The organism is Phyllobacterium trifolii (genome assembly GCF_014192095.1).
Classification (GTDB): domain Bacteria; phylum Pseudomonadota; class Alphaproteobacteria; order Rhizobiales; family Rhizobiaceae; genus Phyllobacterium; species Phyllobacterium trifolii.
Map to the genome: position 1 here is coordinate 103454 of NZ_JACHXN010000019.1, position 16958 is coordinate 120411.

Annotated in this window: 16 protein-coding genes and 2 pseudogenes; 8 read left to right on the forward strand and 10 right to left on the reverse strand. The window is 55.9% G+C overall.

Annotation, left to right across the window (positions count from 1 at the left end; translation table 11 throughout):
• Positions 1-3: 3 nt before the first annotated feature.
• Positions 4-813, forward strand: a complete 810-nt coding sequence (locus FHS21_RS23385; protein WP_183664243.1) for an NAD-dependent epimerase/dehydratase family protein — start codon at positions 4-6, stop codon at positions 811-813.
• Positions 814-1097: 284 nt separating this feature from the next.
• On the opposite strand, the gene FHS21_RS23390 is transcribed toward FHS21_RS23385, so the two are convergent.
• Complete coding sequence (locus FHS21_RS23390; RefSeq protein ID WP_183664245.1) at positions 1098-2702, reverse strand: GMC family oxidoreductase; 1605 nt, start codon at positions 2700-2702, stop codon at positions 1098-1100.
• Between the two features lie 194 nt (positions 2703-2896).
• Positions 2897-3688 (reverse strand): alpha/beta fold hydrolase, encoded by a 792-nt coding sequence (locus FHS21_RS23395; protein WP_183664247.1) that lies wholly within the window; start codon positions 3686-3688, stop codon positions 2897-2899.
• 142 nt (positions 3689-3830) lie between these two features.
• On the opposite strand from FHS21_RS23395, the gene FHS21_RS23400 reads away from it, so the two are divergent.
• The gene (locus FHS21_RS23400) at positions 3831-4298 is read left to right on the forward strand and encodes a MarR family winged helix-turn-helix transcriptional regulator (RefSeq protein WP_183664249.1); all 468 of its coding nucleotides are present in this window, start codon (positions 3831-3833) and stop codon (positions 4296-4298) included.
• 19 nt (positions 4299-4317) lie between these two features.
• Here FHS21_RS23400 and FHS21_RS23405 read toward each other — a convergent pair whose 3' ends face one another.
• Together FHS21_RS23405 and FHS21_RS23410 are read right to left on the reverse strand one after the other, a co-directional pair.
• Positions 4318-5106, reverse strand: a complete 789-nt coding sequence (locus FHS21_RS23405; RefSeq protein ID WP_183664251.1) for an SDR family oxidoreductase — start codon at positions 5104-5106, stop codon at positions 4318-4320.
• Complete coding sequence (locus FHS21_RS23410; RefSeq protein WP_183664253.1) at positions 5103-5432, reverse strand: nuclear transport factor 2 family protein; 330 nt, start codon at positions 5430-5432, stop codon at positions 5103-5105. The genes FHS21_RS23405 and FHS21_RS23410 overlap by 4 nt, the downstream gene beginning before the upstream one ends.
• 94 nt (positions 5433-5526) lie before the next feature.
• Here FHS21_RS23410 and FHS21_RS23415 point away from each other — a divergent pair, with 94 nt between their 5' ends.
• Positions 5527-6444, forward strand: coding sequence for a LysR family transcriptional regulator (locus FHS21_RS23415; RefSeq protein ID WP_183664255.1), 918 nt, complete (start codon positions 5527-5529; stop codon positions 6442-6444).
• A gap of 197 nt (positions 6445-6641) precedes the next feature.
• Here the strand turns inward: FHS21_RS23415 and FHS21_RS23420 are convergent, their stop codons facing one another.
• Positions 6642-6971 (reverse strand): hypothetical protein, encoded by a 330-nt coding sequence (locus FHS21_RS23420; protein WP_210283602.1) that lies wholly within the window; start codon positions 6969-6971, stop codon positions 6642-6644.
• Positions 6972-7269: 298 nt separating this feature from the next.
• A complete protein-coding gene (locus FHS21_RS23425) occupies positions 7270-7503 on the reverse strand; it encodes a DUF1127 domain-containing protein (protein ID WP_183664258.1) in 234 nt (77 codons plus the stop codon).
• A gap of 788 nt (positions 7504-8291) precedes the next feature.
• On the opposite strand from FHS21_RS23425, the gene FHS21_RS23430 reads away from it, so the two are divergent.
• The 4 genes and pseudogenes from FHS21_RS23430 (at position 8292) to FHS21_RS23445 (ending at position 11719) form a co-directional block, all read left to right on the forward strand.
• Entirely contained in the window at positions 8292-10409 is a 2118-nt protein-coding gene (locus FHS21_RS23430) for a bifunctional diguanylate cyclase/phosphodiesterase (protein WP_246411161.1), read from the forward strand.
• A 106-nt stretch (positions 10410-10515) separates the two neighbouring features.
• Positions 10516-10758: pseudogene (locus FHS21_RS31625) on the forward strand (MFS transporter); the annotation flags it as partial.
• 223 nt (positions 10759-10981) lie between these two features.
• Positions 10982-11215, forward strand: coding sequence for a hypothetical protein (locus tag FHS21_RS30875; protein WP_183664288.1), 234 nt, complete (start codon positions 10982-10984; stop codon positions 11213-11215).
• Positions 11216-11368: 153 nt separating this feature from the next.
• Complete coding sequence (locus FHS21_RS23445) at positions 11369-11719, forward strand: DUF1330 domain-containing protein (protein ID WP_112532452.1); 351 nt, start codon at positions 11369-11371, stop codon at positions 11717-11719.
• A 970-nt stretch (positions 11720-12689) separates the two neighbouring features.
• On the opposite strand, the gene FHS21_RS23450 is transcribed toward FHS21_RS23445, so the two are convergent.
• Genes FHS21_RS23450 through FHS21_RS23460 form a run of 3 tightly spaced genes read right to left on the reverse strand, consistent with a single transcriptional unit; the run spans position 12690 to position 15955 of the window.
• Positions 12690-13706: a Gfo/Idh/MocA family protein gene (locus tag FHS21_RS23450; protein WP_183664263.1), complete on the reverse strand. Its 1017-nt coding sequence runs from the start codon at positions 13704-13706 to the stop codon at positions 12690-12692.
• A 17-nt stretch (positions 13707-13723) separates the two neighbouring features.
• Positions 13724-14749 carry a Gfo/Idh/MocA family protein gene (locus FHS21_RS23455; protein WP_183664265.1) on the reverse strand — a complete coding sequence of 342 codons (1026 nt, stop codon included), beginning with the start codon at positions 14747-14749 and terminating at the stop codon, positions 13724-13726.
• Positions 14750-14761: 12 nt separating this feature from the next.
• Complete coding sequence (locus FHS21_RS23460) at positions 14762-15955, reverse strand: extracellular solute-binding protein (protein ID WP_183664267.1); 1194 nt, start codon at positions 15953-15955, stop codon at positions 14762-14764.
• A gap of 221 nt (positions 15956-16176) precedes the next feature.
• Between FHS21_RS23460 and FHS21_RS23465 the strand changes: the two genes are divergently transcribed.
• Entirely contained in the window at positions 16177-16689 is a 513-nt protein-coding gene (locus tag FHS21_RS23465; protein ID WP_183664269.1) for an isoprenylcysteine carboxylmethyltransferase family protein, read from the forward strand.
• A gap of 101 nt (positions 16690-16790) precedes the next feature.
• Here FHS21_RS23465 and FHS21_RS23470 read toward each other — a convergent pair.
• Positions 16791-16958: pseudogene (locus FHS21_RS23470) on the reverse strand (IS6 family transposase); the annotation flags it as partial.

Below are 16958 nucleotides of genomic sequence, written 5' to 3' on the forward strand. Positions count from 1 at the left end.
CAAATGACCGTATTGATCACCGGAGCCACCGGGCTCGTTGGCGAGCGACTTCTGCCGCGGCTGGTGGAGGCCGGGTTTGCCTGCCGTGTCCTGCTCCGGGCGGGCAAAGCCTGCCCCAAGGGAATAGAAGCCGTAACGGGCGACATTCTCGACCCTTCAACCCTGACGAACGCCGTCCAGGGAGTTTCCGCTATTGTGCACCTCGCCGCCGTCTTTCGCACGCAGGACGCCGATCTTATCTGGAAGAGCAACCTAGATGGGACACGCAACCTGATTGCCGCCGTGAAGAGCCATGCTCCCGACGCGCGGTTCATCATGTCGAGCACCAGCCATGTCTACAATAAGGACAATCCGCATCCGGGAAGGGAAGACGATCCGGTCGACCCACAGCACGCCTATCCCGCAAGCAAAGTGGCTGCGGAGAAGGAACTGCGCGAAAGCGGTCTGAACTGGTCAATCCTTCGCTTCCCCTTCGTTTATGGCGATGGTGACGGACATCTCGAATCTCTTCCCAAGCACGTCAGCACCTGGCATCCGGCCCAACGCATGAGCACGATCCACCATCGTGACATCGCACAAGCAGTCACGCTGGCGCTGGAGGGTGCTTTCGATCGGCATGTGGTAAACTTGGCCGACGAGGTGCCCTCCTCAATCTACGAACTCGCGAGCATGGTGGGAAACCAGTTGGATCCAAGTTCCGAGCCTCTTGCAAATCCATGGTACCTGCATGTCGACACGTCTCTCGCCCGTAGCCTGGGTTTTCGTCCTAGCATAAGGACCGTATGCCAGGCTTGGCAGGAGGGGCTTTCTTAGCAACTTGGTGTCCCGGCCTGGTTTTTTCGGCCTGTAAGCGTCTGTTGCTTACTCGGTTCGTATGACTGGTTAATTTTTTGCGTAGTGCCTCTTGAACGGATATGAACCCACAACCCGAAAATTGCCGAAATAGCTCAGCGCTGAATACTCGTGATAATGTCCGTTGCTATTCATATAGGACTGGGCATCCTATGGCACGCTGGCCGCTAAACAACGGTCGCACCTGTGCAGGCGCCGCCGTACTTTTGAAAGCTAGCCTTAGACGGATCGATTAATACGTCTGCTCAAACCATGAGGCTATGAGATGTCCGGATCAAATCGGCCGCCCGCTCTCCGATGACGACGCAAGGCGCCATCGTATTGCCGGTGGTGATCCGCGGCAAAATCGAAGAGTCGGCTATGCGAAGACCATCCACACCGTAGACCTTGAGTTCATTATCGACCACCGACATGCTGTCGCGTCCCATCTTGGCTGTGCTCGTCTGATGCCAATAGGTGACCGCAGACCGCCGGATAAAATCGATCATCCCTGACCTATCGCGCGCGCCCGGAGCTGTCTCGCATGTTACCAAGGGGGCGAAGGCATCGCTATTTCCGAGCTCGCGACATAATTCCACCGCAACCAACGCCGCAGCCATGTCTTCCGGCTCACTGAGAGAATTCGGTTCGATCAGCATCGCATCGTTTAGGTCGGGTCCAGAAAGCCGCAACCGGCCGCGGCTTTTTGGCTGGGCGAGACCGTTGAACATGGTCCAGCCGTGCTCCGGCGTCTGAAGCCCTGTTTCTATCGGCGATGGTACCGCAAACTCCAATTGGCACTGGAGAATATCCGGTTGGGAAAGCCGTGCGTCGCTCTTCCAGTAGAGTTTTGCTTCGCAACCGGTCCCGCCTACGGCTTCCGGTTTTCGATATGCCCATGTGCAGCCGAATGCGATATGATCCTGATGATTACGACCAACGCCAGGGAGGTGTTGAACCACAGGAATGCCATGAGCTTTCAGCTCATCCTCCGGGCCGACACCCGATTGCATCAACACTTTTGGCGTGTTGATTGCGCCAAGCGATAATACCGTTTCGCAACGCGCCGTGAACTGGCGCCTCTGGCCATCGACAAGGACCTCGACCCCCGTCGCGCGCTTGCCATTGAAGATGAGGCGTGTGACCAATGCATCTGTAAGCACTGTCAGGTTGGGCTGAGACAGGAGCGGACGGACGTAGGATCCAAACACGGATTCACGCTTTCCATCCCGAATCCGCAGCTCAGCTAGCGACGCGCCGCCCGGACCCTCCATCATTTCACCGTTCGGGCTGTCATAAACAGGAATGCCGATCGTGGATGCCGCACGCAACATAGCCTCTGCGACTGGCTGGGGGGCCGGTGGCTGCGCAACGTAGGCGGGACCTCCCACTCCTCGGCGGGCCGGGTCCGGTGCTCCCTGCCAATTTTCGATCCGGCGATAGTAGCCGAGAATAGACTGGTACCCCCACGCATCGTCACCGGCCTCAGCGGCAAAGTGATCCCAATCGTCCTTATGTCCTCTTGCCCATACCAAGACGTTGATGCTCGAACCACCGCCAAGCCCCTTGCCCATGCTGAGAGGAAGACGTCGCCCATTCAGGCCAGACGCCGGTTCGCCGACAAATCCCCAATCCCGGCTAGTGCCAAGATTAAGTGGCCACTGCGCAGGGTTTGAAACAGTCTCGGCCGCATCGTCGCCCCCGGCCTCAAGCAGGAGAACGCTTGCATTGCCATCTTCCGCCAGTCGCGCAGCAACAACGGAGCCGCTGGAGCCAGAGCCGCAGACGATGAAGTCAAAAACATCTCCAATTTTACCCCGCGGGTTGAGTGAGCTTTCTGGTGCGTATTGGTCATGGGTATCCGGGGTCAAATGATTACCTCCATGAATGGATTTAACAAAAACTAAGAGAGTGCTGCAGAGTCTTGAAACGAAGGTGCGGGGCTGTGATACAGCGATCAGTCGGTCCGTTATGGGCCGCTTCTCTCCTACTCCACCTGGGTCGCAGCAGCGGTTCGCGCCATCGGGACATTGGGGCCTTCCCGATGACCGCGCTGGGTCTCCCACTATTTCTTCGCCGCTACGCCCTTCGCGGCCTCATCGATCGTGTCTGCGACGACATTTGGCTGTGTCATGAACAGGGCGTGGCTTGCCGACACTTTGGTAACCTTTGCCTTGATGCGCTCTGCCATGTGGATCAGCATTGCCTGATCAAATGCCTTGTCTTCAGTGGCGATGACTGCCCAGCTCGGCTTGGTGCGCCAGGCAGCGTTTTCAAGTTTCGTCCCGAACGCCGACATGTTGATCGGCACCTGCGCGTCCCTCATGAACGCAGCATCGGCATCGCTGACGTCATGGGCAAAACCGGCCTTGAACTTTGCCGGGCTGACATATCCGAAACCATCCTTGCTGGTCTCGATGACGAATTCCGATGCGGGAGCAAATCCCTCGTATTGCTGAGCCGTCGTCTCGCCTGCATCGGGGGAGAGAGCGGAGACATAAACGAGCCCTGCGACCTTTGCATCGACACCAGCTTCCGTGATTACTGTGCCGCCCCACGAATGCCCGACGAGAATGACTGGTCCATCTTGCCGCTCCAGCGCACGTTTGGTGGCGGCAACGTCGTCCGCAAGAGAAGTCAGAGGATTTTGGACAATGGTGACGCGATAGCCGCGCTTCGTCAGGATGTCGTAGACACCCTTCCAGCCCGAGCCGTCTGCGAAAGCGCCATGAACAAGTACGACGTTTCTGACCGACTGGTTCTGAGGAATGATATCAGCGGCACTTGCCGGTATTGCGGCAGACAATGCTGCAGCAGCTGCAATGGCGGCAATGGTGGTCGTGGTCTTGCACGTCATAACTTGCTCCTTTGTAATTGCGATAACTATTATCGCAATATCTTTAAGCTGACAGAGTCTGGATTGGACGTCAAGATAATTCTTATCGCGATATTTATTTTTTATTCTGGATTGGTTATATGAAGTTCGACAGGAGCTCAAAATGACCCACCCCCCTAACGACCCGCCTCCCCTGCACGACCAGTTGTGCTACGCAATCTATACGGCCGGCATCGCTATCCAGCGCGCCTACAAGCCTCTTCTCGACGAGTTGGGCCTAACCTATCCGCAGTATCTCGTGCTCAACGTGTTGTGGAGTAGTGACGGGCAAACGGTCGGCGCCATTGCTAATGCCCTTGCCTTGGAATCCAGCACGCTGACGCCGTTGCTGAAGCGGCTCGAGACATCTGGCATGCTGTGCAGGACCAGAAACCTGAGCAACGAGCGGCAGGTGGTTATCGGGTTGACTGACAAAGGACGTGCCTTGCAGCACAAGGCCGGCTGTCTTAGCGATACCTTGCTGGCAGCTTCGACCCAGACGCCACAGGAATTGGCCACCCTGAACCGCGCCGTTCGCCATCTTCGCAATGCGATTTATTCCCAGATCGGCGGGTGGGACACACCCGCCTGACCAAAATGGTGACGTGATATCAGACCGTCGGAACAGTGCCGCCGTCTATGACGAACTCGGCGCCGTGGATCGCAGCAGCTCGATCCGAGGCCAGGTAGGCGATGAGGTCGGCGACCTCATGGGGATCGGCTGGACGCCCAATCGGGATACCGCCCAGGCTGTCAAGAACGACTTGCCGCGCGTCCTCGATCGTACCGCCATTGGCGGCCTGCAGACGTTTGAGCAAGTCCTGGGATGACTCTGTCATGATCCAGCCGGGGGAAACCACATTGACCCGTACGCCTTTCGGCCCAAGCTCCTTGGAGATGGACTTGCTGTAGGTCTTGAGCGCGGCCTTGGCGGAAGCGTAGGCGGTGGTCGCCTCTGGCAGGGGAAGGACGGACTGAATGGAAGTGACGTGCACCACCGCGCCGCTGCCCCGTGCGATCATCTGAGGAATCACCAAACGATCAAGGCGGACCGTGGCCAGAAGGTTTAGGTTTATTTCTGCCAGCCAGTGGTCATCTGTCAGGGCAACGAAACCGCCGCCCGGTGTCGATGATCCGCCAATAACGTGAGCCAGAATATCGATTCCGCCCAAGCGCTCGAGCGCGGCCTTGGCAAGGTTTTCCCCGCCCTCGGCCGTCGTAAGGTCCGCCTGTACGAACTCGACCCCGTCAATGGGTTTCGGTGCTCCCCGAGCGGCGGTGATTACTTGGGCGCCGCCAGCCAGGAAACGGTCCACAGTGGCGCGACCAGCACCTTTGGTGCCACCGCTGATAAGCACGCGCTTTCCTGCAAACTCGGTCGGATCAGCTTTGATGTTCATGCAGTGATCTCCAATGCTTTGATGGTGTCGTTCTCGAGCGTGAACCGGTAGGTGAAGCGGATCGGGCTGCCTTTGAAGTCGCCGTGGGCAGGTCCCTCGACCACGACCTGATCATCCTCGTGACGAACGCTATCCGGCGTAAAGATCGCCTTGGCGGGAATCACTGCCTCTTCGAACAAGGTCCGCAGCCCGGCGTGGCCTTCGTGACGGCCACCGTTGTCCAGGACCACAGTATCGTTAGCGAAAGGCTTCAGCATGCCGTCCACATTGAGCTGTGCATTAGCCTCGACATAGTCCGCTATGGGCTTGGGTAGTCGTAGTGTCATGATCGTCCTCCTTTGCTCGGAATGACATTTAGCACTGGACAATTGTAGGAATAAGGGGGACGAAACGGTATGACGTGATGAATGGAACGGGACAATGGATCAGGCGACACTGAAAGAACTTGAAGCTGCCATTGCGATCGCACGGCGCGGGACATTCCGCGCAGCATCCATCGATCTAGGGTTGTCGACCACGGCCCTGAGCCACACGATCGGCAGGCTCGAGACTGCGCTGGGCGTGCGACTGTTCAATCGCACCACGCGAAGCGTCTCCCTGACGGACGCTGGACGGCTTTTTATGCAGCAGGTCGCTCCATCGCTTCAGGATCTGCATGCAGCACTGGGTTCGGTGCGCGAGCAACGTGAGACGCCTTCAGGCACGATACGGATCAACGCAGCGCCGTTTGCGGCGCGCTCGATCACCAAACCGCTCGTGCTTGAATTCCTGCGCCGCTATCCCGACATGAATGTCGATATCGTCACCGAAGGTAAGATGGTGGATATCGTTAAGGACGGGTTCGATCTGGGCGTTAGAGTGGAAGGCCTTGTTCCTAGCGACATGATTGCCGTTTCGCTCGGCAGGCCTCAACGACATGCTGTCGTCGGATCCCCCGAATACATCGAAAAGCACGGGATACCGATGGTCCCCCCTGATCTTCTCACTCACAGTTGCATTCGTGTTCGTCTGCCTGACGGCTCTCTGTTTCGCTGGCGGTTTGAGAAGGGCGGCGAGCAAGTTCAGATAGACGTTCGGGGGCAGATCACGCTAGATGAGGCCAGCCTCACGCGAACTGCGGTGCTTGATGGCGCCGGCTTGGGCTACCTCTTTGAGCAAGACATTCTTCCAGAGATCGATGTGGGACAGGTCATTCGTGTGTTGGCGGACTGGACGCCGTCTTATCCTGGGCTTTGCCTGTACTATCCGGGACGCCGAAATCTATCGGCCGGCGTGAGAGCTTTTCTGAAGCTAGCTCGTGAGCTTTCGCGTACGGCTGATCCGCGCCCGAAATCCTAAATGATCCGCTCGCCTTGAGCGGAACCGAACCGCAGACCCACTCAAGCAGTTTTCTTAAGCGCGGTTCCCGATGAGACATTATGCGATCTTCGAAGCACAGATCGAGAACATTGCCAGGTGTGTGCGGAAGCTAACTTGGATCACCGTTTCATGATCTATGTTTGTCCCGATGGTCAAGATCCACCCAGTCCCCGTCATCATTGTCGTTGAGACGCCTCATCCTCATGCTCGGAAGTCTGGTCGGACACGATCATCGATCGCACTTTAACTTCAGCCTCATTACTCAGACGTTGCCAGATGCGGGCCAGGTTTTCCGCAGCTTGGCGATATTGCTCATCGACGTCCGTTTGATCCATGATCTGCAGAAGCTCGTCGAAGTCGTGAGCACCTTTTTCAATGACGGCGTGGAGTCGCTCCGCCTGCTCCAGGGTGAGGCTTGGACGGGCGAGTGCCTTGGGAACTTCTTGGACAAGTTTCTGAATCAGGTCGGCATGCCCCTTCAGCCGTGAAATCCATTCAGCTGCCATGTTCGTGATCCTAACGAGATAGTCGTCCATACTATCCCATGAGTGTCGCCTTTTCCAAGGAACGCTCGAGTAAGCATGATAGTCGAAGACGATGACACCGTTCGTAACGTAAAAATGATTTTCCAAAAAGTTTGGAACAATCCGCTCTCCATAAAATCGTTCGAAGGGGCATGCACTATTTCGCATAAGCTGCGATCGTACGTCTTGCCCACCGATATTGATTGAGGCAATCCAAGAACGGAGCGAAGGGCGTCACTGTCGCCCCTCTCACTCCCTTCTCCTCAACCACGGCCGCTTCCTAAGGCCGGGTAAGGATAACCCAAAGTGGGAAACTGGGCGCTTCCGCGCTATCCCGAAGGCCGATATCGCGAAGCATGTGATTTGACAGGTAGGAGATGTGGTTCTTCATTTGATGGCGCCGCCAGACAGCCAGAATCAACGCATACACGGTGTTCCAGACGCCGAATTTTTGGCACAGCTCATCGACTGTTGCCGCCAGAGTATCAACAACTAACGCTTGTGCTTCGCGCATGATTTCTTATCCGGTGCAACGACGCAGCCGGTCCTCTCGAAGGTCAAAAGACGCGCGGATGCGGACGCGGAAAATGCGAATAGTCGCTGTGTCAGCCAGTCACGTCAGGGTAATGGGAAATGCCAACCGGCAGAATTTCTGGGCCTAGAAGCCCTGGTGCCAATATCGGCTTGGTCGAGACGCACATCGCATCGAAGCCAACACAGCCGTTCCACCAGAGAGGCGGGTAAACACGAGAATAGATGCCATTTCACGCCCCCTCTGATTTGATTGCAAGTGGCGTCACGGTACACGACATTGGCCGATAAACAAGCATGCAATTTTTGCTTGCAGACGTGGCGCAGGATTTCGTTGCAGAAGAGCAACACCATTTCAGACCGCGCAAACCTACTCGCTTGGTCCACCCTTAGCATTCAGCCGCCGCTGCAATTGCGAGAAGCGCAGGACCCATCTATACATGGTCGAATGACCGATCGCTCGAAATGACGCCCTTTGGCCTGCAATACCTTCGAGATATGATGGGAAACACATTCTCAGTCAAATTGTTAAAGCATTTGCGCTAGAGTCCCCCTAGGGTAGGCAGTGTAATTGCCAAACGCGCTCTGGCTATCGTCTCCGCCTCTTTTTGACTAAATACTTTGATTTTAACGGCCGAAATGCGAGTTCTCTTTATGACTGATATTGCCCCGACGTCACCAAGGTTTTTATTCAGGGCGACTTTGCCAATTTTTGCCATTGCCATGGCTGTTTGCTTTGCAATTTTCGCGTTGCTCGCATGGTCAAGTCGCATGACTGATCAGATTGCTGTCGAGCGGCAGGAACGGCTGCTCGCCTTGGTACTATCGCAGTCGCAGTTCTCGGTCGCTCATGACCAGGAAAGCGCGACCGTCTGGGATGATGCGGTCCGCCAAGTCAAGAGCCCCGACAGTGCGGAGTGGCTGAACAACAATCTTGGCGGCTGGATGACCACGTATTTTGGTCATGATGTGGTCTATATCCTCGACGGAAAAGACAATGTTCTGTACGCCTTTGCTGATGGCAAGCAGATCGATCGAGCTGCCTATGATAACGTCGAGCCTAGCGTTGCGCCGCTCGCATCAAAGCTCAGGCAATCCTTGCGACATCCCGATCCCAACGGTTATGGCGACCGGGTGTTAAGCGCCGGCGCCTCGGAGATTTTGACATTGGATAGCCGGCCGGCCATCGTCAGCGTCAAACCGATCGTCTCTGACAGCGGCAACATTTTACAGACGGTTGATGAAACCTACCTGCACGTTTCCGTTCGTTATCTGGACAAGAGTTTCATAGAAGACCTTGCGCGGGACTATCTTTTTGCTGGCCTGCGGTATTCCTCACAAGACACGTTGCAAGCCGGCGAGTATAATTATCCACTTCGGTCGACCACCGGGAACACCATCGGATATTTCATCTGGCAGCCCTATCGCCCCGGTTCCACGGTCATGACGCAAATTGGCCCGGCATTTGTCGGCATTGTGCTGTTGATGTTGGCCATCATGGCGATCCTCCTGGCGGTCCTTCGCCTGAGATCCGCCAAGCTGCGCGACAGCGAAGAGCGGATGAACTTTCTCGCACTGCATGATTCCATGACCGGTCTGCCCAACCGGGCAAATTTCAACGATAAGCTCGATGGGGCACTGTCAACCATCAGGAATGCCTCGGTGGCGGTGCTGTATCTTGATCTCGATAGATTCAAGCAGGTCAACGACACACTCGGACATCCGGTGGGTGATGAGCTCATCCGACAGTTCACGAAGCGCCTGAAAGACATTATCAATCAGAAGACTTTCATGGCCCGGGTCGGCGGCGATGAATTCACGATCATTGTTCCCAACTTCGGACCACTTTCGGCGCTCGAAGCGCTTTGCGAGCAAATAATCACCGTTGTGCGGTATCCATTCGATATCGATGGAAATCATATCTTCATCGGCGTAAGCATAGGCGTCGCCACCGCGCCACTAGACGGCACTGAGGGCGACGAGCTTGTCAGAAAAGCCGACATAGCGCTCTATCACGCAAAGACAGCCGGTCGAAGCCGGTTTGCGGTGTTTGGTAAAGAGATGGACGCCATGTTGCAGCAGCGCCGTGCTCTGGAACGCGAGTTGCGTAAGGCCGTGAAGTCGGAAACCCAGATAAAGGTTGAGTATCAACCGCTTTATTCGGCCAAGGACCAGCGTATCACCGGAGTTGAGGCTCTCCTGCGTTGGCAACATCCGGAACGCGGCTGGATTTCGCCGGAAGTGTTCATACCCGTAGCGGAAGAAGCAGGCCTGATCGAAGCGTTGGGCGAACGTGTCCTGCGGCAGGCTTGCTCGGAATCGAGGTCATGGCCAATCCAGACCCTCGCAGTAAACGTGTCGGCAGTCGAATTGAGAAATCCGGCCTATGCGATGAAAGTTGCGAAACTGCTACTGGCAATCGGAATGGATCCTCGCCGGCTCGAGCTGGAGATTACGGAAAGTACTCTTACCGACAGCGCCGGACATTGCGAACACAACATCAGGGCGCTTCGCGCATTGGGTGTGACCATCGCGCTTGATGATTTTGGAACGGGCTTTTCGTCACTGGGACGACTGCAGCAGCTTGAAGTCGATCGCATAAAGATTGATCGAAGCTTTGTTCAGGGCTTCGGCCGCTCGGCCAATGACGAAGATATTGTCAAAGCCATTGTTAATCTTGCCCACGCAAAAGGTCTTCGCACGACAGCAGAAGGCGTGGAAACTACCGAGCAAAGTGACTATCTACGCAAGATCGGCTGCGATGATCTCCAAGGCTTTCTTCTGTCCCGTCCTATGTCTCCGGTGGGTATCGAACGCCTGCTGCGCGTCTCTGGTTCACTTGATGCTCGTGTTCCAACCTCGCACGATAAAAGCGGTGAGAACCCATGAACCCGATCGTGTGAAGGGAATGGCGGAAACTGCTGGAACGATAGCGGACCTGCGACGCCAATGAGCTGCAATCATCTGATGGCGGGACTGGTTCCCTTTATGAACGGTGATTCTTAAATGTCCTTTGAGTCGCTCCCATAAGGCGACACGGCACCCTTTCCATACATGCGCCAGCCGGAATCCGGCCTACGCGTACATTTTCACGCTGCTTTCGGCTGCCATCAGCTATGTTGTGCGGCCGTTCGGCGGGCTCGTCTTTGGCTGTCTCGGCGACATTGCTGGACGAAAATACACGTTCTTTCTCACAATCGTGATCATGGGCATCTCGACCGTCAGCCTGAACGGCTGGGCGCAGGTGGCCGCGGAAGTGCACCAGGCCAGAGGCCGGATAGTGCCTCAACCCTGGCATCAGGGCCTTTCGCGCAAAGCCGGCACCGGCCCGCATCCCGAAGTGCAATCGCAGGGGCCGGTCGCGGCAGATCCCAATATGCGGAGGATGCAGGACCACGACGCACGGCTGGCGGAAACGCCGAAAGAGCTCGAAGGAATACTTGCCGCTCGCGGATGCGGGCGTGGACCTGTTTCATGCATCCACACGGCGTTTTTGGGAACCGGAATTTGCCGGATCGGATCTCAATCTGGCTGGTTGGACCCGCAAACGTACCGGGCACCCGACAATCAGCGTGGGTCCGGTCGGCCTTGTCGGCGCCGACTTCACGGAGCAGTTGCGTGGCCAGTCAACCGGCTCGCCGCTCGGAACGCTCGACGAACTCGTGCGCGGAAGAGCGCGGACGAGTTCGACGTGATCACAGTCGGCCGCGCTCTGATTACTGACCCGGACTGGCCGGCCAAGTGCGCGATGGCCGGATCGACGAACTCAGGCCTTATGAGAAGGCACAGCTCGCCTCACTGATCTAGGACGAGCGATTCTTCCCCCCAACCACGCAAGGAGCATTATCATGAAGACCTATCTCATCAATCATCTGCGCATTCCCGGCGACATTCCGAACGACGCGGGACTGACCTACCTCGAACAGGTCGAAGCAACGGTCGCACCTTTCGGCGGCAGGTGGCTGGCCCAGGGCTCTGCCGACGTCGTGGAGGGCGCCTGGCCGGGCTCGGTCGTGTTGATGGAATTCCCCAGCCGCGATGCCGCGACGTCCTGGTACAATTCCCCTGCATATCAAGCGATCCTGCCGCTCCGCCTGAAGAACGCGATTTCGGACCTCATTCTAATTGACCAGATTCCCGAGGACTTCACCATCAAGGGCTTTGCCAGCGAGGTTCGCCGCGCGATTCGGGGCAGCTGAGCTGCCCGCAAACTCCGCGTGCGTGCGCCTTCCACGGATTGAGGACGCGCACTGCATCCTATGCCAGAATCGGGTCCCGGCGGTCAGCCGGGCACCGGGATACCGACGGATTACAGCCCGCCTGTAACCTTCGACGCCCTGCGATTATCGAGCCACTGGCAGCTCGGAGTGAACACCGGGGACCCTCAGGCCCTTCGTAGACGAGGGAAATTTGATAGAACCACATGACGTACTTTTCTATGTACTTGTACTGATGGCCCTTGGAGCCGCGCTGGCATTTATTTTCAGCGGGACGGCTAATATTTTCGCTACCCACTAATGTAATGCTTTCACGGATATTGTTCGCAGTTCGTCATCCCGTGAATGGTCCTTGTCTCGATGAAGCCGCGACATCACCTGGAGCGGCGCCAGTCAGAATTTGGGCGGTGAATCAGGCGGCCGACGAATCCTCTATGACGGGCGATTTCTTGATTTGAAATCGAATTAACACACGAAGCCCCCCGCGAACATTGCTCACGTTCGCTCGATTGAGCAAGGATGCCGTGAGGCGTGCGGACACCATGACCAGCAAGACGCCGCATCATGTGTCCGCAGCGCGCTTTTCCCGGCAAGTACGAGGCACGACCGATGCCTCGTGAGCTTCAGCCAAGGACTCAAGCCAGGCTCCCACCTCTACAGGAATTTTTTCTCTCTCGTTTGCCCAAGCCTCCACCAACGAGATGTCACACCTGAGCACTTCGGCAATCTGGGTCCGCGTCCAGCGCACGCATTCGAGTGCCTCTACAAAGCGTTGCGGGGTCATTGGGTCACTCTACTCCAAACGATGCAAGTTTCAAATTGCCCACAATGCCGGAAGGAAAAACGTTTCGACTTCTGCGGAAGACCTTTATTCAGATCGCCGAGTAGAACGGTTCTGACCGCAATCGTTAAGGCTCGAGGCGGCGCTGGATTTTTGCATTTCAGGATACGCTTATAGGGGCTGAGTATGCGTCGGGTCAGCGCGAATAATATCTGCGATCAGGTTTTGCGTTGCCAGCGCCTCTTCGCCTGTGACGACAGGGTCGCGGCTCTCGGCAACAGCCGTCAGAAAGTCTGCTATAAGGGAGCGGTGCGCATCATGCGGAAAATCCATGATGTTGGCGCCGCTGCCGGACTTGCCTTCGGATTCAACGATCTCTTTGCGGCCATCAAGCCATGAAAGCTGTAATGTACCGCCGGTCAAATGCGCGGAACCGAGCGAGCCGGTGATCTCCAGGGTCTCCGGAAATCCCGGAAAGGCAGCCGTGGTGGCAAGCAGCGAGGCTGGTGCGCCGTTGGCGAGCGTCATCAATGCAGTCACGTGATCCTCCCCTTCCATGTGGTGCAGCGAAGTGGTGCGAATTTGAGACGCTATGACCTCTTTCACACCAAGAAGCGAACGAAACAGATCGAGTGCATGGATTGCTTGTGACAGGAGAACGCCGCCGCCATCGCGGGCGAAGGTACCTCGTCCACCGACATCGTAATAGTTCTGCGGCCGCCACCAAGGCACCCGCAATGATGCCGCCTCGATTGCGCCGAGCCTGTTGTTTTCAAGCGCCTCGCGCAGGCGCAGACTCGCCGGCCGGAAGCGATGCTGCAGCACGACGCCGAAAGTCCTTCCGCTCGATCGGCCAAGCGTGACAATTCGCTCAGCCCGATCCAACGTTATATCGAGCGGCTTTTCGAGAAGCACGTGCTTGCCTGCAACAAAGCTCTTTTCAGCGATTTCCAGATGCGCATTGGCGGGTGTCAACACCAGCACGATATCAACAGCAGGATCGTTGATCGCCATATCGATACTGTTTGTAACCGGAAACGGGAAGGACTGCGCGAACTCGTCCGTCCGGTCCTTCGTCCGGCTGGCTGCCCAGACTACATCCACCCGATCTTTCAGGTCGACAAGACTCTTTGCGTGAGGCAATGCGGCGGGGCCAAGTCCGATGATTGCAAGGCCGGGATTTTTCATGATGGGTTTGTTCGCTCCTATGCTCGCAATGATGGACGCTGGGTCAGTACCGTCGCACGTTCCTGGGCTTCAAGCGCAAGCTTGCTGACGGTGAAAACGTGCTGCTGTTTCATGGCTGTCTCTGTGCGATCACGCACATCGGCGAGGAAGCTTTTGAAATAGGTGATTGGTTCCTTGCTCGCATCGATATGCCTCGTGCCCTGGCCGTTAACGAGAAAGACGTGGTCCGTTCCGTCACGCCCGGCAATATCGATATACTTGCGAAGTTCGATCGTCCCCTGTGTGCCGAGAATAACCAGCCGACCATCACCCCAGGTTGAAAGGCCCTCTGCGGTGAACCAGTCGACGCGGATATAGCCGGTTGCGTGCTCGCTGCGCAGAAGCACCTCGCCGAAGTCCTGAAACGCGGGTATGTCATCGGTTCCGAAATGACCAATCGCGCTGGAGACGATATGTGCATCCTTGGAGCCGGTATAGATCAGGAATTGATCTATCTGGTGCGAGGCGATATCGACAAGAATGCCGCCATAAAACGCGGGATCTAAAAACCAAGCGGGTCGTGTCGTGCGGTTAAGTCTGTGCGGTCCAAGCCCAACGGTCTGGATAACGCGCCCGATGGCGCCGTCATTAATCAGTCTTTGTGCCGCCCCGGTTGCTGGAACGACGAAGCGCTCGGAAAAGCATATGGAAAAGATCCGCCCGGTTTCCTTTGCGACTTTTTCAACCTCTGCCAGTTGCCTTATCTCGGTAATGCCGGGCTTATCCGTCATCACATCTTTGCCCGCCTGCATTGCCGCGACAGCAATTGCGGAGCGCTCGCAGGGAACGGCGGCCGTAATGATGATATCGATAGCGGGGTCATCAAGAAATACCCCTGCATCGCTGACGGGCTTTAAGTCTGGAAACCGTTCGCGAATACCCTCCAGGACCTTGGGGTCCGTTGTCGTCGGAACAAAACCGGCGCACTCAGCGCCGGCTTCGATAAGACCACCGATCATGTGGTAGATATGACGGTGATCGATGCCAATGACAGCAAATCGCATGCTGAATTCCTGCTATTTGTTCACCTTGTTGGCGCCAACTTCACGGTCCCACTTCTCGAAGGCCGCAACGAGCGCTTGAGGCTTGAGCGGCGCTTCCACCGGATATTTCGCAATTAGATCCTCGTAGGTCGGACGTCCGAATTCGGCGATGACATCCTGGCTTTCCTTTGGCGCCAAAGTCACAGGAACATTTTTTACGGCAGGACCCGGATAGAAATAGCCCTTATCATAGGTGTAAGCCTGCTGCGCCGGCGCGAGTAGGTAGGACATGAGCTTGAGTAACACGGCAACCTTGTCGTCGGCAACGCCGCGAGGGATGCACATGAATTGCGTATCGGGAACCCAGTGCGTACCCTCAAGCGCAAAGGTTTCGGCTTCCTTTGGCACAACGCCAAGCACCCGTGGATTGATATCCCAACCGAAGGTCGAAACGACCATATCGCGCGTTCCTTCAGCGAATTCCTTCATCGTGGCGGCGGTGCCTGGTGGATAATAGTCGATGCCTTCATCAAGCGCCTTCAGATAGGTCCAGGTTTTCTCCCAGCCATTGATTGGGTCGCTCGGGTCCTTGTCACCAAGAATATAGGGCATTGCCATCAGGAACGTCCATCCCGGTCCGGAATTCACCGGACGTGCATAGCAAAAACGGCCGGGGTTAGCCTTGACCCAGGCAAGCAGTTCATCGGCATTTTTCGGCACGGTCTTGACCCGGTCCGGTGCATATTCGAACAATGGTCCTGAAGGCGAATAAACGACAGCTACGCCTTCGTTCTGCCCAAAGTTCTTCTGCATCATGAGAGCCTTCTCATGGTAGACCTCATCGGCCTTCGGCAGCAGATCCGCATATTTCGTCCACACGTCGATCCAAAGCCCCTGAGTGATACCCTCAGACATGGCGCCAGGTCCGGTCAGAACCAGATCGATGTCGACGCGGTTGGCCGTTTGCTGAGCCTTGAGCTTGGCCGGCAGTTCAGGCGACGGCGCGCGTGAGAAAATAATTTTGGAAACGATCTGCGGATTTTCCTTGGCGAATTTCTCAATCGCAGCCTGTGTCAGCTGCAAGTTACCAGCCACGTCGATGATGTTGAGGGCAACAGGTGCAATTGGCATTGCCAAGGATTGTGACAAGGCGAAGCGCGGTAGAATGGTCAGACCAGCAATGCCTGCCAGTCCCCCGATAGCATGTCGGCGGGTAATCCGGTCCATTATTTTCCTCCCAGAAAGTATTTCGTGAAATGGTCATCGAGAATATTGATGTGATATTAGTATATTACTTTTGACAAACGCAAGTCGTAACTGAAGAACTGATTTTGCCAATGGACTAACACACCTTGGAGAAAGTCTTGGTGTCGCTTATAGAACACAGCTGACAGATGCGATGATTCGACGGTCAGAACGAACGGGCTCTTAACGAGCAAGGGACTGCGATGCTTACTCTTTTTATCACTCTTACTGTTACATTCCGGGTGGCGACGCTCCTCTTTTCGATCAGCAACGAGCGGAAATTGAAAGCTGAGGGAGGCACGGAAATTGGCAAAACCAACTCAAACATTCTGGCTGTCGCGCATGTTGCGTTTTATCTGTGTGCGATCATTGAATACGCGTTCTCTGACTACACCATAGACACTGCCACTTGGCTCGGACTGGCCATCTATCTTGTTGGTGCAACATTCCTGATAGTTGTGATCGCGAGCCTTGGTCGACAGTGGACAGTCAAACTCATCATCGCTCGAAACCACGTATTGGTAACGTCCCTGCTGTTCCGTCTTGTCAGGCATCCGAATTATTACCTGAACATCATTCCGGAGCTCATCGGATTTGCGGTCACGCTTCACGCGTTTTGGACACTTGCCGTAGGCATGCCTGTCTATTTGATCCCGCTTTTCGTTCGAATCAGTCAGGAGGAAAAAGCCATGCGTGTCCACTTCCCCCAGTATTGATGCACATGAGTATTCCGACGACTTTTCAGGGAGCCGCTGCCAGGGTTCTGTCGCAAATTTTAACGTAGACCGCGAAATTACCGGGAGCCTTTGATCGCACCTTATGCAGCCAAGGTATTGAACTGTTCAGCAAGTGATGGCGCTGGATTGTAGGCAAATCTCGCCTGTTGTTTACGCATCATGTGGACCAGTTCGACCCCAGAAAGGATAATGTCGGCGGTCTTCTGCGTCTTGAATCCGAGCATCGGTCGGATGCGGCTTTTAATCCT